The sequence below is a fragment of the Methanohalophilus halophilus genome (genome assembly GCF_001889405.1).
GTDB classification, from domain to species: domain Archaea; phylum Halobacteriota; class Methanosarcinia; order Methanosarcinales; family Methanosarcinaceae; genus Methanohalophilus; species Methanohalophilus halophilus.
Map to the genome: position 1 here is coordinate 1378817 of NZ_CP017921.1, position 17798 is coordinate 1396614.

The window sequence follows — 17798 nt, forward strand, 5'->3', positions numbered from 1 at the left end:
ATCTTACTTATCCTTTACATCTTTGTATTTTGCTTTGAAGCGGGCAATATCCTCACGTGTGCCTACAACAGATATGACATCTCCCTGTTCAAGTACTAAATCATCCAGTTCTTCTATTTTTTTTGTATCTCCTTGCATATATCCGATTACACGACATCCGATAGTATTATACAGGTCGAGTTCGCTGATTGTTTTTCCTCCCATGTTCTGACCCACGACATGACGCTCAATTTCAGTTCCCTCATAAAGCATTATGTCTTCTATCGGACAGTATCCCCCGGTCCCATAACAAACAGAAGTGATTTTTGCCAGCATCTGGCCGGCAACTATAGAAAGGGATGCGACGTAATCGGCTCCTGCCTTGTATATTTTGTCAATGGATTCAACTGAATTTGCCCTGGAAAAGATTGTGGACTCCGGATTTAACCCTCTGGAGATAAGAGTGGCAAATATAACATCTGTATCTTGATTCAGGCAAATTATAACTGTAGAGGCATTCTCGATACCCGCATTTTTGAGTACCTCTTCTTCCGTACCATTACCCACTATATATTCAAAATCCGGCCTCGTGAAAAGGTCCTCTTTTGAATCAACAATGACAAAAGGGATGTCATTCTCGTCAAGTACTTCTGCAATCCTTTTTCCCACATCCCCGTATCCAAGAACGATTATATGACCCATTTGCATTCCAAGTCACCTATCATTTTGTAAGATCCTTTAATTCACTCAAATGTTCCATTGTACCGGTTGCAAGCAGTACAGTATTTTCTTTAATTATTTCTTCATCATCCACTTTCAGGAACAATTTACCTTCTTTTCTTAATCCAATTATATTTGCTCCTGTTTTCATGTGGATATTTGCTTCATTGAATGATTTGCCAATAAGCTGACTTGCAGGGTATACGGGAAGTTCTACAATGCTATATTCATCCAGAAATGTAGTTGCACCACCAAGCCCCATTACATAGGGGTCCAGTGCTTTTTTTCCCAGGAACCTGCCAAGTACAAGTTTTGGGGAAACTACACGATTTGCACCTGCATATTTGAGGTATTTGATATTTGCTGAATCTTCGGCTACTGCTATTATGTAAGTATCTGCAAGGCTGGAAGCGGTAAGGACAATACTGGCGTTTTCCTCATCAGAGCGATTTGCTATCAAAAAGCGGGCATTGTCAACCCTGGCGTTTTCCAGGGCTTCATCATCTGTGGCTTTACCGTATATGCATGGTAGTTTTTTTTCAATAAGGCTTCGAAGTATCTCTTCATTGTCTTCAATGATTATGAAATTGACTTTCTGGTCCTCAAGTTCATCTATGAGCGTTTCCATTAAACGGTTGTAGCCACAAATGATTATATGGGAAGAAAAGGAGTTCGGTGCTTTTGTTGGAAGGGGCATGTTCAGGGCTTTTTCAAACCACGGTGTGATGACAAAAGTAATTAAAATGCCAAATACCATGATTACGCCACTCAATTGTACGAAGATGGCAAAAATTTTGCCAATCGGACTTGTTAATACAATGTCTCCGTAACCTACAGTAGTGGTAGTTGAAATTACCCAATATAGAGCATCTACTGGATTATAAAACTGCGTTTGCCCTTCATAATTTACCAGCATGAGGAAGATGATCGTATCTATGATGACCACTCCCAGGGAAATTCCCAGGTAATGGTACAGTGATCGCCTCCACATGGCCGGTAATTTCATTTTTATTCATCCTTGTTTTTAGAAACCATGAACTATGTAGGGTCCGAATATCATCAGGACAAAGGATAATATGATAAAGATTGTAAAAGTGCCTGCTATGGTTCCTGCAAGGGTGGTTGATTTGATTTCATCCCCTGTAAACCTTTTGAGGAACGACTGGAGGTAATCCCTGAATACATGTCCTCCATCCAGCGGGACAGCCGGAAGGCAATTGAATAAGCCCACATAGAAGTTCAGCCATCCAACCCAGAGAAGGCTGTTAGCAATCCAGAAAACTCCTACACCGAGAGGCTCGCCCCATCCAACGGGTTCATAGAACTGGGCAAGAGTGCCACTAAAGCCGGGGAAACCTTCTCCTGCAAATCCTATTATGGGCAGACCTAATAGAATTACCCAGCCAGCTACACCTGTAAGCATAGAAGGCAATCCTTTGAGCATATCCAGATATTCATGGGCGGGATACTCGCCAATCGAAATTCCTACTGGTATATTTTTTACTCCATCTGTGCCATAATAAACTCCCAAAAACCCTTTTTCGGAAGTACCATCAGGATGTTGGCCCAGTGTCAGAGTGTATATTTTACTTTCTCCCTCAGTTGTCTTCACCTCAATTTCCACTTCCTGACCAGCAGTTGTGGTATTCATGAAATTGACAAATTCTTCAGGGGTTTGGGTAGTAACATTATTGATGGAAAGTAAAAACATTCCTTTTTCAAGGTTACTTCTTTCTGCAGGTGAACCATCTACAATATCATTGACATATATACCAAAAACTCCGGTATCCTGCTTGCCGGTTACTTTCAATTCATACTCTCTCACCTGTCGGTCCTGGGCTGCTTTCAATGTGACCGTGGATCCGGTTTCTGTTTTGTTCAAATAGGCAACAACGTCATTGGCATAACGTACTTCCTGATCGTCTATGCCAGTTATTATCATTCCTTTTTCAATTCCTGCAATATCAGCTACAGAGTCTTCTTTAACATCCACGACCATTGTGTCGCTCATAGGAGCTACAGCCCCTAAAACTGGTCCGAAAAAGAGAACAAAAGCAATCAGGGCCACTGCAAAATTAGACATAACTCCGGCGGCCAGGATGCGTGCACGCTGGTTTCTGGTGGCCTTTTTCTCATTTATTACAGGACTTCCAAATTCATCTTTCCCTTCTCCGAAAAGTTGTTCCTCATCGGGTTCAGCAAATCCGCCTATAGGCACCAGGGCAAAAAGTATTCCCATGGATTTTACCCTTATATCTTCTACCCTGGCAAGAATGGCATGGGCAAATTCATGAACCACCAGTGTTACTACCAGGGCAATGATGCCCCATGTTAGCGGGATAAATTCATTGACACCGGGAATCAGGAAAACATTGCGTGCTTCGTTGAATTTCCCTGGTTGAGGCATTGCATTCTCTGTCAGGGAAGCAATAAGCGCGATATCTGAAAGAATGACAATAAAAAGCATGGCAAACATGCCTACGAACATTAACACGATGCCGGTATTTGCAAATACTCTCCAGTAACGACGGGGTTTTGCAAGTTTATCCAGAAGAGCAAGCCCCTTTACAGTTCTGATCATGAGTATGGGGCCGTATGCGGATATGTTGTACTTTTCCAGTACTCCCTTTTTGTTAAGATAGGCTACTGCGGCCCAGTATACTAAAAATATCGCCAATATGATGTTAGTGGTTACCAATTGAATTCTCCGGAGGATTATGCCAATGATGATTAGTGGTTGAATTAATATCTTTTTATATTAAAATCAAATGGACAGAGAATAGTGTTGCCTGCTATACAATAAATTATATATCGTCGGGATAGACTCCAAATTGTTGAGTGAAATTCAGCTGGTCTACTTCTTCCCAGTCCTCGGCAATCTTTTCACCCTCTACCCTGCTTATGGTTATGCCTGTAAAACTAACTTTGCGGTTTGTAGGAAATACACCCTGAAATGCTCTTTTATGGGTTCCTTCTGCTTTCCAGCGTGTAACAACCCTATCATTTTCAGATATTATATCTTCTATTTCAAAATGAAGGTCTGGAAGGGCATGATGTATGGCACCCATGAATTCCTTAAGATTTTCCCGATCCAGCTTTTCTCCGCCATAATGCATCAGATAATCGTCAGTACAGTGCTTATCTACTATAACAGGATTCCAGCCTTCTCTGGCGACTTTCAGCACGATTTCTTTGTTTTTATCAAGAGAGCCACAGATTTGCTCATCGTTAGTCTCATTTTTTCCCATCGCTAATAATAGACAGGGTTTATATTTAAAAAGTTTATTTCACGAAAAGTCCCGAATTATCCGGCAATATAAGTATATGTCAAGTACAATTAGTTCTGACTTGTAGTTCTGTGGTATATTTATTCTATATACTCTGTATATTATATTGTAGAAGTATAAACGCAACAGAGGATTGCTTAACCTTCTGGAAGATCAAGGCGGAGATATTTGGGCTTAGAAACAAAAAGTCCCGAATTGTATGGTTTGCACCTGTTCTATAATATCTCTGCCTTCTTCCAATTTCTGAAATTATTTATAATTATTGAAACCTTGGGCCATCTACATCTGCATTATTATTGTAGCCACGACTTTCCCAGAATCCTTCATAATTATCATCGTCCGTCACCTCTATCGCGGTGATCCATTTAGCCCATTTGTAACCATATTTTCCCTCTGCTACAAGTTGCAGTGGAAACCCTCTTTCCTGGGGAAGGGTGACGTTGTTAAGTTTGTAGGCAACAATAATATTGTTATCAATCAGATAATCCAGAGGGAGGGATGTGGAATAACCATCTTCTGAGTAAAAAATAACCGTGTTCGCCCCTTCCCTGACTCCGGCTTCTTCCAGCAGGGTCTGTACCGGTACACCGGTCCATAGTGCTGTAAAACGCCATCCTTCCACACAGTCAAGCGGCACGACCCTGGAAACGACAGGGTAGGAGGTGAGCTGTTCATAACTTATATGTGTAGTTTCATTTACCATCCCACTGATTTTAAGTGTGTAGTTTTCTCTATCAATATACTGGGTTCCCTTGATGCCATTGTTGCGCTGCTCTTCAATCGGTGTAAGTTCGACACCGTCATATTCCAGTGTTTCTGTCTCATTGTCCTGCACACCGGAGCTTTCAGTTTCCTGTGGTGTGGTGGAAATGCATCCTGCTGTAAGTACTGTAATGATAAGGAAAAGGAATATTGGATATCTCATGAAACCACCTCTGTATATGGAACTTGGAAATTATTGCAAAAATAGGTTTTGTATGGTGGTGTACTGAGTCATCAATGCTTGCAATGAAAAAGCAAAAAAAAGGCTAGTATAGTTGTCAGTGCTGTCCCAATTAAGGTTTTCCTGCGATAGATTTATAAAAAATCGTGTTATTTAGATGTTGCATATTCTGGTTGCGGCAATCCCAAACAGAATCTACAATAAAAATGTGCGAGAGTAGCCAAGCGGCCAACGGCGATGGACTCAAGATCCATTCTCGTAGGAGTTCGTGGGTTCGAATCCCCCCTCTCGCACCAACCAACAAGATTGAACTCCACGAAGAGTTTTTACCTTTAAACATTAAACCATAGTTTTCAGTTCTGATAAAATCCTGTTTATGCCTTACATCTTTTTCAATCAGATCATAAATGAAGTAATATTTGCCTCAAAATGCAATACAGGAAGAGTGTATTCAGTTGAGGTATTCCATTTTAAAAAATCACATACAGGATATCACAATCAATCTCGTCAAACTTCTGCTTTAAAAGCCTTTAGTTTGAGACTCATAACAGGGTATCCTGAGTACTGATTTTCACCAATGTCTTTGTCTTCATCTATTATCCGGACATTGAATCCAGCATCTTTTATAGCCCCCAGATAGTCATCTTTGAGCAAAGCACCCCCTATACAGGCACATATAAGGTCTTCATCATTCCTTTGCTCGGCGGTTAAGTCATTCAGAAGAACCATGTCTGAAACATACATCATCCCATCATTTTTGAGAACACGGTATGCTTCCCGGAATACCTTAGATTTGTCAGATGCAAGATTGATTACACAGTTGCTTATAATGACATCAACAGAACCCGCTTCAACAGGTAAAGACTCGATATCCCCCTGCCTGAATTCGACATTATTGAATTCATATTTTTCAGCATTCTTTCTTGCTCTTGCAACCATATCTTCTGTCATATCCACACCAATGACTTTACCGGTTTTACCCACTTTCCTTGCAGCGATAAAACTATCAAATCCTCCTCCTGAGCCAAGATCAAGAACAATATCTCCTTCTTTTATATCACCGATTGCAGTCGGATTCCCGCATCCAAGTCCCAGATTCGCTGCAGAAAATGATTGTGTATCTTCAAATGAGTAGCCAATGGATGTTGATATCTCTTCCTTTGTGAGATCCTCACAACATCCACACCCCTGTACAACATCCAATGCAATTTTTCCGTATTTTTCCTTTACAACTTTTTTCTTAGCGTCTGCATCTGCTGCATTATCAGAACAGCATGAATCTAATTTTTCAACCCCGCAATTTTCAAGTTTGTCTTTCATATTATCATCTATTATACTGTAAATTACGTATCTACCCTCTTTTTCATACTTCAGGATACCCGCTTCAAAAAGTATTTTTAAATGCCGGGATACAGTGGTTTGATCCTTACCTGTAATTGTTGCAAAATCACATGCACAATGATCATTCTTTAACAAACATCCTATTATTGCAAGACGCGTTTGGTCCCCCAATGCTTTGAAGAATTTGGCCTTTTCATGGAGCATCATTTGTACATATGTACATTTATGCATATTTAAGTTTTTTGGAATTATTACTTTGTGCGAAAACAATTAGATATATGCTAGAGATACCAAATTCACAACAATTAGCAGAAGGTCTAAAAATGGGATTTAAATGTGCAGTATGCTCAAAAGAAGAAAACTCTCTTCTGAAGGTAAATCATGTGAAATTAGGAGTTATAAAAATCTGTGAAGATTGCTGGTTTCAAGAACATAACAAAGGCAACTTGCTCTCTCTAAAAGGTGGATGCGACTGTTGCAGATAATTAGAGATTTTCATCTTCACAAGGGGCATGGATACAATCCATATTCCTATAGTCAGAAGCAAGTGTCACAACCGCAACCGGAGAATCAGGCTCTCCTATGACGTAATCGCCATCTTTCACGGGCTATTTGTTAGTATCGTTTGACTCTGTTGTAGCCATGATATCCACCTGTATGGTTATTTTATTCAGCTAGGTTTCAATTTCCCAGTTCAGCCTCCACTTTGGTCATCATCTCTTTGACATCATTTTCTTCCAGGTCCAAGCTTCCACCCTTTTTCATACCGAGTTCGGTTATAACGATGTTCTTATCTACTGTGAACCCTGCATGCTCCAGTGATTTCTTTGCACAGAGAAGAGGGCATCTATCAATAGCAACAATCTCATCGGTACCTTCGGTACTTTTTATGATACCAGAAACATTGCCTCCAATTCCGACGGTGCACATAATCTTACCTTTTCCCTGTTTGGTAAGTTCAACAGCTACCCTGTTTGCCATCTGTCCTACATTGGATCCACCGGAACATGCATACAATCCAATAATCGCCACTTCACATGCACAAGTTGGCCCTTCTGCCATTTTCAGTTCTTCTGCCATAATACATTCTCCATGATTTTGATACTTATGTAGCCACTTTAGCTACAGTGAATCGGTCAATCCAACAAACATTCAGGGTCTTTTGTCCCTCAACGAATTTTAAACAAAAAATTTGCTTGATGGATGGTACGAAACACTTCAGATATACGTAAAAATCCTATTTATAAATTGGAATTTCAAAAATAGTTGAAACACTTATATACAAGAAACAACAACCATTTAATTAGCAATTTTCGAAATGTTGTTTGTCACACAAGGGAGATACAGGATGAGTGAAGTGCATATCAATTCAAGTATATGTGGATTTGAACACAATGTTTTTGGAAAAAAAGAAGGCAAAAACATAATTATTGACATCGAAACGGATTGCGATAAAATAAAAAAGATGTCACATATGGAAGTACCCATTGATTAGACACTTGACATTAAGGACAATTATGTCATGTCAAAAGCACAGGAATTGAAATGTTCATCCAATTGTCTTGTGCCCTGTGGAATATTGCATGTATGCAGGATGGAAATGGGGATTCTATCTGAGTCTTTAGCAAAAAGATCAGGAAATGTCAGCATCGACTTCAAATAAATTATTATTTTGAGCACAGATATCTGGAAGCATATTAAAATTTTTGATTAAGCGGATAATATTTGGGGAAAACATGATCCAAACTATACTTATACCTACAGATTTTACTATCGAGAGCGAGAAACTGCTCTCCTGTATTGCAGAATTGAAAAACACAGGATTGAAGAAAGCTATATTGTTGCATGTTGTGGACATCTTTAAATCTCAGGGACTTGCCCCCATGTTCAAGGAAAATGCAGAGGGAAAAATTGCCGAATACAAGCAACTACTGGAAGAAATGGGGGTCGAGACAATCACACATGTTGTTGAAGGCGATGTCAATAAAACGATTATTAAAGTTGCAGATGAAGAAAACGTAGATTGTATTGTTATAGGTGCAACCACATCGGGAATCATAAAAGGAAGGCTTACAGGCAGGACTACAAACTATATTTCCCGACGGTCCGATAAGATTCTGCTTATTGAGAAATACAACAAACTTGAAAAAGGTGAAGAAGAGCTATATACCAAGACATGCTCTGCAAAGTTTTCAAAAGTAATGGTTCCGTTAGATTTCTCGGATAACTCAAATAAAATACTTGATATGCTCCGGCAAATGACAGATATCATTCATGAAGTTGTCCTTGTACATATAATAGAAAATGCAAAAAATAAGACTCAACTTGAAAATAAGAAAAAGGAAAGTCTTGAGAAGCTCTATGAGATTGGTAATGATTTGGAGAAAAATTTGGTAGTCAATTATGTTGTAAAGGAAGGCAAACCTACAAAAATATTGGATGAACTTGCAGAAGAAATGGATATTACCCTGATAATGATAACAACCCATGGGGTCGAATCATTTAAAGACATCCTTCTGGGAAGTACTGCCGAAAACCTACTCAGGAGTACTGCTAAACCGATATTGCTAATTCCTGCAGACAACAGGTGAAAACAATGGAAGAAGAAAGAGAACTTGATTTTTTCAGCAAGTATTTGTCCATATGGGTAGCCATCTGTATTATACTGGGTACTACAGTTGGTTACCTGTTCCCCAAATTTGCAGATACAATCGGTCAATATGAAATTGCAAATGTCTCTATTCCAATTGCAATCGTCCTGTTGGTCATGATGTACCCCATCATGTTAAAAATCAGTTTTGAGGAAATACTGAAAGTAAAAGAAAATAAAAAACCTCTCTATTTGACAGTTTTTGTGAACTGGGCAATCAAACCATTTACAATGACCGTAATTGCCTGGATATTTATCAGTATATTTTTCTCTGGCCTTATACCGCTTGACCTTCAAGCGGAATATATTGCAGGTTTAATTATACTGGGACTTGCACCCTGTACTGCAATGGTACTGGTATGGACATATTTAGCAAACGGTAATATCAATTACGCCCTTGTCCAGGTTTCTGTAAATGACCTGATTATATTGATATTGTTTGCTCCCCTGGGAGCGTTTCTTGTTGGCCAGACCACTGACTTCCCAATACCTGTACTGACCATATTCTATTCTGTATTATTCTATGTAGCACTCCCTCTTGTCCTTGCAATGTTAACCAGACATTATGTCATTAAAAGAAAGGGCCTAAGCTGGTTTGAAAATAATCTAATCGATAAAATAGAATGGATTACACCAGCGGGACTTCTTGTAACCTTGATCTTGATTTTTACTCTTCAGGGTGAAATGATAATCAAATATCCTTTCCATATTGTCTTGATTGCTATACCTATCATAGTGCAAACATATTTTATATTTGCAATCAGCTATTATGGTGCAAAAAAACTGAAAATCCCCTTCTATGAAGCTGCACCTTCTGCATTCATTGCACCAAGTAACTTCTTTGAACTGGCAGTAGCCACCACATTAATACTATTTGGTGCAACTTCAGGAGCAACACTGGCAACTGTAGTAGGTGTATTGGTAGAGGTACCTGTAATGTTATCACTTGTAAAGATAATGAAAATGAACAGACACAAATTCCAGTTTGAAGAAGGAATGTGATAGTTGGTCTAAAAATATAAGATGCACATTCATCTTCTTTTTTTGTAATGCAGGTGATCTTGCTTGGAATCAGGAATAAAACATGAAGACATTGTGGAAGCAACCATATCAGCCATAAAAAAGGCCGAGACTGAATTGCCGGATGATGTGGTTGCTTGTCTGGAAAAAGCTGAACAGATAGAGAGCAGTGAGATTGCACGCTCTCATTTGCAGGCAATACTGGAAAATATAGGAATTGCTCGCAGGCATTCTGTGCCCATATGCCAGGATACTGGAATTATCATCCTTTTTGTGGAAATCGGCAGGAAACTGCCTCCTTTACCTGATCTGGAAAATGCCCTCGCCGAAGGTGTCAGAAAGGCCACAGTGGAAGTACCCCTACGCCCCAATGTAGTTCATCCCCTGACACGTGAAAACAGTGGGGACAATACCGGGAAAGGGCTGCCGGATATAAAATATTCTTTTAATGAATCGGAAGAACTGAGGATCACAGCCGTTCCCAAAGGTGCAGGTTCGGAAAACATGAGCATACTGAAAATGCTAAATCCCACAGAAGGTGATTCAATAGACCGGCTTGTCCTTGAAACTATCAGGGATGCCGGAGGGAAACCCTGCCCACCTGTGATCCTGGGTATTGGTGTTGGTGGATCATTTGACAAAGCCGCCCTGCTTGCAAAGAGTGCTTTGCTGGAGCAGGTAAATGACATGGATGAAAAAGAACATGCCCTGCTGGAAAAGGTCAATTCCCTGGGCGTTGGTCCCATGGGTACAGGTGGCGATACGACGGCTCTGGCGGTCCACATCATGACAGCCCACTGCCACACCGCTTCCCTGCCAGTGGCCATCAATATTCAGTGCTGGGCCAACAGGCATGCCACAGCTGTTATTGGAGGTGAAGGCAAATGGAATATCATCTGAAAACCCCTCTCACCATTGAGGACATCGAATCCCTGCGCATTGGTGATGTAGTCTACATCTCAGGCAATATTTTCACAGCCCGGGATGAGGCTCATAAACATATCCTGGAAACCCCTCTGGAAAATATGCCCGTTGATCTGGAAGGAGCCGCTATCTATCATTGTGGTCCCCTTATGCAAAAAAATGATGCTGCGGAATGGGAGCCTGTGGCTGCCGGTCCGACCACCAGTGCACGTATGTCCGCAATGACTCCGCAACTTCTGGAAAAGCACAATGTGAGAGTGTTGATAGGTAAGGGCGGAATGGACAATGTCGCAGATTCAATGAAAGGAAAATGTGTCTATCTTGTCTATACCGGAGGATGTGCTGCACTTGCAGTCAATTCCATAACAAAGGTTTGTGATGTCCACTGGCTTGATCTGGGTATGCCTGAAGCAGTATGGGTACTCAAAATAGATAAATTCGGGCCTCTGGTTGTGGGAATCGATACTGAGGGAGAAGACCTTTTCAGGAATATCAGGGAAAAGGTAAACGAAAATCTTGAAAGGGCTCTCAGATAAGGAAGGTGAAAGTGGCCCATGCTATGATGGTCAGTAATAAGGAGTGCTTTAAGCCTGCTGACACCTGTCCTTCCCCCATCTGGCCCGCTACGATTCCTGTAACAAACCCCTGGATCACAGAAGCGTGGAATAAGATACGGGTGAAATGATCCGGATCAAAAGCACCTATGAATTGACTTCCTGCACCTGCAGCTGCTGCTGCATTCCCGGCTTCTGCCATGGTTGGTACGAATTTAGAGGTTAGCATAAGAACTACGAAGAGGAAAACAAGGAATGACATGTAACTGATCACAACATAAACCACCATATTTCCCTTTCTTTCCCTCTGCAAGGTCTTGATCTCATTTGCATCCCTGGCAGCTGCATCAAGTACGGATGAAGTTCTTCCGCCGGCCCTGTTTGCCTGTGTAATTAAAGCTACAGATCTTGAGATAAGGGGTGTATTCAGACGTTGGGCAAAATTCTCCAGCGTAACCTCAAAAGAAATACCCCAGGAAAGGGAAGCATCCATTTGTTTAACTTCTTCTGTCAATACTCCATAGTCAGCTTTTGTCAATGTATTTACTGCTGCAGGCAATGTGAGTCCGGCACGACTCATCTCTGCCATATCCCTGAGGAAATTTGGTATGTACTCCTCTACCTGATTTATAAAACGCCTTTTTTTGAAGAAAGTGTATGAAGGAAGTGAAATTGAAATTAGAACTGAAAATATGATCACATCATCTATAAATGGTGTACCCCATGTCAACTCCAGTCCTATTATCAGAAAGATCAATGAAAGTGGTCCGCTAAATACTATAGAATAGGGAGGCTGTCTGAACAGGAATTCCTTTGGTTTTTTAGCAAATTCCTTTATGGTCACATGTTCTTTGGCTTTTTCCAGTTTTTCTTTAATAGTGAGATCTTCAAGTTCCTGAAGTTTTTCCTCGCTTAAAGGTTCATTCCTTTTTACCGGATCATTGCCAATAAACTTCATTTTACTCCTCCGGAGTTAAACTACTGATAAGAATTACAAATAAAATACTTCCTACAGGTACTATGGCATACACAAGGATATAGAGAAACAGCATATTTGCCCCACCCATTATAGACATGATCGATATGACTATTATAAGAAAAAGCGGACCTGCTACAAAGGCAGTAACATAAGTTTCACCGAGAAGTCCCAATGTTTCAAGAAATTCCTTTTGCCTCTGCCTGTTTTCCACTATATACTGATCGGTCTTTATCTTAAAATATGGTTCAAGCTCGCCCCCGGATGTAACAACTGTAATTGCCCCCTGCAAAAATTCCTGAAGCATAGGGGATGGAGTTGTGAGTGAGATGTTCTTCATGGCTGTTACCAGATCCTTTCCCAGCACTTCCATATCCCTTACCAGATAGCGTACTTCAACCGCAACTTCCCCGTAGATGGAATTTTTGGCCAGGGACTTAAAAAGTTCTACAGGAAGTACTCCAGCTCCTGACATTGCAGACATGTAATTTATAGCATAGGGCAGTATTTGTTCGATGTTGCGTTTTCTGTCTCCTGCAACCAAAGCTGGATAGAGAACAAAGCCTTTAAAGATGGATACAAAAGATAATAGTAGGATTGCTATACTTCCAGATACCTGTACGATAAGGGCTTTGTATGGAACAATGGGAGCAAACCAGTAAGGCAGGTATAAGCGTGTGCCCGGAATTTCCGGTATACCCGTAATGAAAATTAATATATTCAAGAATAAAAGGACCAGTATGCTTCCTATTATAGCAGAAAGCATTGCACCGGATAAATACATATCATAACCTATGTTCATCCTGCTTTTCAGCAGGTTGTGTCGGAGACGGTGGTATTTGAGTCTCTTTTTTGCAAAAAGGTCCCCGAAAAGGGTATATGCATAGCTGAAATATCGTTTACTCATCTTGCATTTCCTGTTTAACCAGCTTTATTATTGTTTCAGGTTCTCTCTTATAGGCAACAATTATCTTCGAAAAATCCTTATAATTGCTAATTCCCCTTTGCAGAGCCCATTCTATAACATCCTGGCGTTGTTGCAATTCCTTCCTGACAGTTGCATCATTCCATCCGCGATCCAGCATCAGACTTTCAATTACATAGGACCTCCCTGAATACTGGAAGGAGTCTTTCCCCGCCCTCCACAAGAACACTTCATTTGTAAGCAGTTCACCGGTTCGCGGATCTACTCCGACGATTTCCGTAATTGACTTGCATCTCCTTACCCTATCTTCACCAACTTTCACCTGTGCCTGCACACAAACAACATCAAGCGCCTGTATCATAATTCTGGGTACATTGATGGGAGGATTTTCAAGACGGTGGACTATTGATTGTACGGAATCTGCATGTATGGTGGAAAATGTGGTGTGGCCTGTCGACATTGCCTGAAAAAGTACATATGCTTCAGCTCCTCTTACTTCTCCTACAAGGATATATTCTGGACGCTGACGCAGGGATGCTCTCAGGAGCTCATACATACCTATGGATCCTCTTTCTTCACCTGCAAAAGCCTGTCTTGTTACACCCGGTATCCAGTTGGGATGAGCAAGATTGAGCTCCCTGGTGTCTTCAATAGAAACCAATTTCATTTCGGGCTGGATGAACATGGAAATTGCATTCATGGAAGTTGTTTTACCTGATGCTGTTCCACCAGCAAATATGATACTTTTGTTTGATTCAACAGCAAGCCAGAGATAGGCCATCATTGCTGTGGAATAAGTATGAAAACCAATTAATTGAGGTGGAGTTATTGGATTTTCATTAAAACGACGAATCGTAAAAGTGCTTCCGTAAGTTGTTACTTCCCTTCCAAGGGTCAGCTGTATTCTGGATCCATCCGGCATTGTTGCATCAAGCAAAGGATTTGCAATCGAGATATGCTTTCCACATATCTGAGCCATTCTTATTACAAAAGAATCCAGTTTCTCATCCATATCAAAAGTTATACTCGAAGGAATTGATTCATACTTTTTGTGATAGACATAGATCGGGGTAGCAGGTCCGTCACAGGAAATATCTTCGATATCCGAATCGCGCATCACCGCATCAATATCCCCATAACCCAGGAAATCCCGCTGGATATAATAGGTAAGTTTTTCTCTGTTTGCCGGGGAGAGGTCTATCCTGTAATCTTTCAGGAATTCGATAAATCTGGACCTGAGTACATCTTTTGCATCTGACTTTTCGGTTTCCTTCAGATCAATATCGAGAGTCTCTATCAGGCGCGATTTAATGATTTCGAGCAACTCTTTTTCCATATCAGTTAATTCGGGCTCAATAACCTTGTACTGATATTCATGTATTTCCATGTCATAAAGGATGCGAATGTAGGAGTAGGGAGGATTTATAGGATAAAGTTCAATTTCACGCACACCAGGATTATCTCCCCCGGATAGATCTACAAGAGGACCATGTTTTACAATATCGTATTTTTCGAATTCAATCTCACGTTTTGTGATTATGTCTTTTATTTTCTGCAACATTGAAGACTTGTGAATTTCAATATTTTCTTCATCAACCATCATTTGTTCTTCTGTAATTTCCCGGATGGCTTTTTCCCAGACACTTTGAACTTCTTCTGGTATTTTTCCTTGTTGCAGTTCCTGATTTATTAATTCTTTTTCAACAAGTTTGTCAATCCCTTCATTGACATTAGTTTCATTAGCTAAATCTGAAAATACAGTATCCATCATTTCAATCTGTTTTTCAAGATTGAAATTATTTGGATCATCCACGTCCTCCACGGACGCATTTTTATGAATGTCTGTATTCCTCTCTTTGTCGGACTCCTCTGTGTCCTCCCTGCCCCTATTTTCTTCCATTCTTTGCATTTGTTCTTCTGAAGAGGAAGCCATAAACACACCTTCATTTATTGAGCAAAAAATATACCTTTAATTCTCTGGAAAAAACCCTTCTTAGGCTGTGAACCAGTTTCATTCAGGTATGTAGGGTCACTTTCAATACCTGCCATTTGCGCTGCTATTCTTTTCAAACTAAATGATGCAGCTGATGTTGGATAATTGCAAACGACGGGTTTTTGCAGGGAAAGAGATTTTTGAATTGCAACATCAGCAGGTATTTCCCCTATTATGTCCACCCCACTTGATTCATTAATTTTGTTTCTCAAATTCTGACTAAGTCCATTTTCAATACGGTTAACTATAACACCGCTTATTGGTACATCATAACCTCGGGCTATTGTTGCCGTTTTAAGGGAGTCGGTTATTGAAGTGATCTCCGGATTCATTACTACAATAACATAATGTGAGAGTTTGAGAGGAATTATTATATTTGGATTGATTCCGGATGGTGTGTCCATTATTATAAAATCAAATTCCCTGTTTAACTGGTCAAGCACTTTTTCAAGCATCTTGATATTAGCTTTCTGATAGCCTTTAATTGTGTATCCGGCAGGGAGTATTTTGACACCGTATGGCCCCTCATAAATTGCCTCTCTTACATCGACATCTCCTGCAAGTACGTCATGTAGGGTTTTGTTTATATTTAAGCTGAAGAACAAGCCCACATTTGCCATACCAAGGTCGGTATCAATAATTAGCACTCTTCTCCCCATCCCTGCAAGAGCTGTGGCTACATTGGCAGAAACAGTAGTCTTTCCAGTCCCCCCTTTTCCAGAGGCAAATGTATAAATCGAAGCCACTTTATTACCCAATAAATATTATATTTATTTATTATATATTAAGATTTGTTTTTCTGCAGAAGTTTATATAGCTTTTTCGATATACGATTCCATTAAGATTTGCCTTTGAATAAGCATAAATGAAAAGTAGATAACTTTATTAAACAAAATCCTCTTGAAAACTTAAATAAGTTATCAATGTAATAATAGTACAAAACTCATATAAGGTGTAATAAAATGGAACTTAAAGTCCAGCCAATCGATATCAAAGTCGGAAAATACAAAATTATACTTAACTCCATAGATGCTAAAGAACTGGGTGTTTATGAAGGTGACAGGGTTCGTGTAACAGGACATGTTACAGTTACAGCAATTGTGGATTTTACAGAAGACATGATATCTCCCGGCATGATCGGACTGTATCATGAAGTTAAAGAACAGCTCCAGAGGGAGTGGACTGAAATTGTAGAGATCGAACCTGCAGAAAAACCCAAATCTGCCCGATTGATCCGTAAAAACATGGATGGGGAAAAACTCGTTCAGGAAGAGATCTATGGCCTTGTAAAGGATATTGTGGAAGAGAACTTGAGTGAAATAGAACTAGCTGCTTTTCTCACTTCATCATACATCAATGACATGACAGATGATGAGACCGAATGGTTGACCAGGGCGATGATAGATACAGGAGAAAGACTTGAGTTCGCAAAGGGTCCTGTTATGGACAAACATTCAATAGGTGGAGTGCCGGGTAATAAGATATCTCTTCTGGTAGTGCCAATTGTCGCAGCTAACGGGCTACTGATCCCTAAAACAAGTTCCCGGGCAATTACAGGTGCAGGGGGGACATCCGATCTTATGGAGATTCTGGCACCGGTTGAATTTTCCGCTTCCCAGGTAAAGGAAATGACAGAAAAAGTTGGAGGTGTTCTGGTATGGGGTGGCGCCACCAATATTGCCCCTGCAGATGACAAACTTATCAAAGTAGAGTATCCCCTCTCTATTGATCCACACTGTCAGCTATTGGCATCAATAATGGCTAAAAAAGGAGCCGTTGGTGCTGATAATGTGGTTATTGACATACCCACCGGCCCCGGCACCAAGATTGCAAACGTGCAGGAAGGTAGAAAACTTGCTCGTGATCTTATCAATCTGGGTGAGCGACTCGGCATGAATGTGGACTGTGCCCTAACCTACGGTGCCTCACCGGTTGGTCGAACTGTGGGACCAGCACTTGAAGTCCGTGAGGCCCTTAAGGTACTTGAAACCGGAGAAGGACCCAACAGTCTTATCGAAAAAAGTATGGTTCTTGCAGGAATGCTGCTTGAGATGGGTGGAGTGGCTGCCCGTGGCCAGGGTAATGAACTTGCCATGGAAACCCTTAAAAATGGCAAAGCTCTTGCCAAATTCCGGCAAATCATAGAAGTACAGGGAGGCAATCCCGATGTCACTTACAAGGATATTACTGCCGGTGAGCATACAGCTGAGATAACCGCACCTGCAAATGGGTATGTACTTGAATTCAAAAATAAGAGAGTGGTGCAGATTGCACGGCTTGCCGGTGCACCCAATGATAAGGGAGCGGGTGTTCTGATTCATAAGAAACAAGGAGAGCCGGTCAAAAAAGGTGAACCAGTTCTTACCATTCATGCAGAAAAGAAAAATAAACTGGAAACAGCTCTGCATAATGCCCAAAGAGATTCCCCTATAGTGGTTGAAGGTATGTTACTCGAAAGAGTACAGTCCTTTAAGGAAGTGTAAAGC

Annotated in this window: 17 protein-coding genes, 1 tRNA gene and 1 pseudogene; 7 read left to right on the top strand and 12 right to left on the bottom strand. The window is 40.6% G+C overall.

Annotated elements, in window-relative coordinates:
• Positions 1–3: 3 nt before the first annotated feature.
• The 5 genes from BHR79_RS07145 to BHR79_RS07165 all read right to left on the bottom strand — a co-directional run bounded on the left by BHR79_RS07145 (position 4) and on the right by BHR79_RS07165 (position 4911).
• Complete coding sequence (locus BHR79_RS07145) at positions 4–687, bottom strand: potassium channel family protein (RefSeq protein ID WP_072561700.1); 684 nt, start codon at positions 685–687, stop codon at positions 4–6.
• A 13-nt stretch (positions 688–700) separates the two neighbouring features.
• A complete protein-coding gene (locus tag BHR79_RS07150) occupies positions 701–1705 on the bottom strand; it encodes a potassium channel family protein (protein WP_072561701.1) in 1005 nt (334 codons plus the stop codon).
• Positions 1706–1723: 18 nt separating this feature from the next.
• Positions 1724–3397, bottom strand: coding sequence for a site-2 protease family protein (locus tag BHR79_RS07155; RefSeq protein WP_072561702.1), 1674 nt, complete (start codon positions 3395–3397; stop codon positions 1724–1726).
• Between the two features lie 106 nt (positions 3398–3503).
• On the bottom strand, positions 3504–3947 hold the full coding sequence (locus tag BHR79_RS07160) for an ester cyclase (RefSeq protein WP_072561703.1): 444 nt from the start codon (positions 3945–3947) through the stop codon (positions 3504–3506).
• Positions 3948–4245: 298 nt separating this feature from the next.
• Positions 4246–4911 (bottom strand): molybdopterin-dependent oxidoreductase, encoded by a 666-nt coding sequence (locus BHR79_RS07165; protein WP_072561704.1) that lies wholly within the window; start codon positions 4909–4911, stop codon positions 4246–4248.
• 228 nt (positions 4912–5139) lie between these two features.
• Between BHR79_RS07165 and BHR79_RS07170 the strand changes: the two genes are divergently transcribed.
• A tRNA-Leu gene (locus tag BHR79_RS07170) sits at positions 5140–5225 on the top strand.
• A gap of 211 nt (positions 5226–5436) precedes the next feature.
• On the opposite strand, the gene arsM is transcribed toward BHR79_RS07170, so the two are convergent.
• The 3 genes from arsM to BHR79_RS07180 all read right to left on the bottom strand — a co-directional run bounded on the left by arsM (position 5437) and on the right by BHR79_RS07180 (position 7350).
• Positions 5437–6477, bottom strand: coding sequence for an arsenite methyltransferase (gene arsM / locus BHR79_RS07175; RefSeq protein ID WP_072561705.1), 1041 nt, complete (start codon positions 6475–6477; stop codon positions 5437–5439).
• Positions 6478–6755: 278 nt separating this feature from the next.
• A complete protein-coding gene (locus BHR79_RS10415; protein ID WP_234970435.1) occupies positions 6756–6875 on the bottom strand; it encodes a hypothetical protein in 120 nt (39 codons plus the stop codon).
• 76 nt (positions 6876–6951) lie between these two features.
• Positions 6952–7350, bottom strand: a complete 399-nt coding sequence (locus tag BHR79_RS07180) for a putative zinc-binding protein (protein ID WP_200796365.1) — start codon at positions 7348–7350, stop codon at positions 6952–6954.
• A gap of 268 nt (positions 7351–7618) precedes the next feature.
• Between BHR79_RS07180 and BHR79_RS07185 the strand changes: the two are divergent.
• The 5 genes and pseudogenes from BHR79_RS07185 (at position 7619) to BHR79_RS07205 (ending at position 11400) form a co-directional block, all read left to right on the top strand.
• Positions 7619–7933, top strand: a pseudogene (locus BHR79_RS07185) (DUF6951 family protein).
• Positions 7934–8006: 73 nt separating this feature from the next.
• The gene (locus BHR79_RS07190) at positions 8007–8861 is read left to right on the top strand and encodes a universal stress protein (RefSeq protein WP_072561706.1); all 855 of its coding nucleotides are present in this window, start codon (positions 8007–8009) and stop codon (positions 8859–8861) included.
• Positions 8862–8866: 5 nt separating this feature from the next.
• Complete coding sequence (arsB, locus tag BHR79_RS07195) at positions 8867–9922, top strand: ACR3 family arsenite efflux transporter (protein WP_072561707.1); 1056 nt, start codon at positions 8867–8869, stop codon at positions 9920–9922.
• A 63-nt stretch (positions 9923–9985) separates the two neighbouring features.
• Complete coding sequence (locus tag BHR79_RS07200) at positions 9986–10840, top strand: fumarate hydratase (protein WP_072561708.1); 855 nt, start codon at positions 9986–9988, stop codon at positions 10838–10840.
• On the top strand, positions 10825–11400 hold the full coding sequence (locus tag BHR79_RS07205) for a FumA C-terminus/TtdB family hydratase beta subunit (RefSeq protein WP_072561709.1): 576 nt from the start codon (positions 10825–10827) through the stop codon (positions 11398–11400). Before BHR79_RS07200 ends, BHR79_RS07205 begins: the two co-directional genes overlap by 16 nt.
• Here BHR79_RS07205 and BHR79_RS07210 read toward each other — a convergent pair.
• Genes BHR79_RS07210 through minD form a run of 4 tightly spaced genes read right to left on the bottom strand, consistent with a single transcriptional unit; the run spans position 11393 to position 16070 of the window.
• The gene (locus BHR79_RS07210) at positions 11393–12376 is read right to left on the bottom strand and encodes a type II secretion system F family protein (RefSeq protein WP_072561710.1); all 984 of its coding nucleotides are present in this window, start codon (positions 12374–12376) and stop codon (positions 11393–11395) included. The genes BHR79_RS07205 and BHR79_RS07210 overlap by 8 nt on opposite strands.
• A 1-nt stretch (position 12377) precedes the next feature.
• Positions 12378–13301: a type II secretion system F family protein gene (locus tag BHR79_RS07215; protein ID WP_072561711.1), complete on the bottom strand. Its 924-nt coding sequence runs from the start codon at positions 13299–13301 to the stop codon at positions 12378–12380.
• Complete coding sequence (locus BHR79_RS07220; protein WP_083433051.1) at positions 13294–15252, bottom strand: type II/IV secretion system ATPase subunit; 1959 nt, start codon at positions 15250–15252, stop codon at positions 13294–13296. Before BHR79_RS07220 ends, BHR79_RS07215 begins: the two co-directional genes overlap by 8 nt.
• 14 nt (positions 15253–15266) lie before the next feature.
• On the bottom strand, positions 15267–16070 hold the full coding sequence (gene minD / locus BHR79_RS07225; protein WP_083433052.1) for a cell division ATPase MinD: 804 nt from the start codon (positions 16068–16070) through the stop codon (positions 15267–15269).
• Between the two features lie 204 nt (positions 16071–16274).
• Between minD and BHR79_RS07230 the strand changes: the two genes are divergently transcribed.
• Positions 16275–17795, top strand: a complete 1521-nt coding sequence (locus BHR79_RS07230) for an AMP phosphorylase (protein ID WP_072561713.1) — start codon at positions 16275–16277, stop codon at positions 17793–17795.
• Positions 17796–17798: the final 3 nt, after the last annotated feature.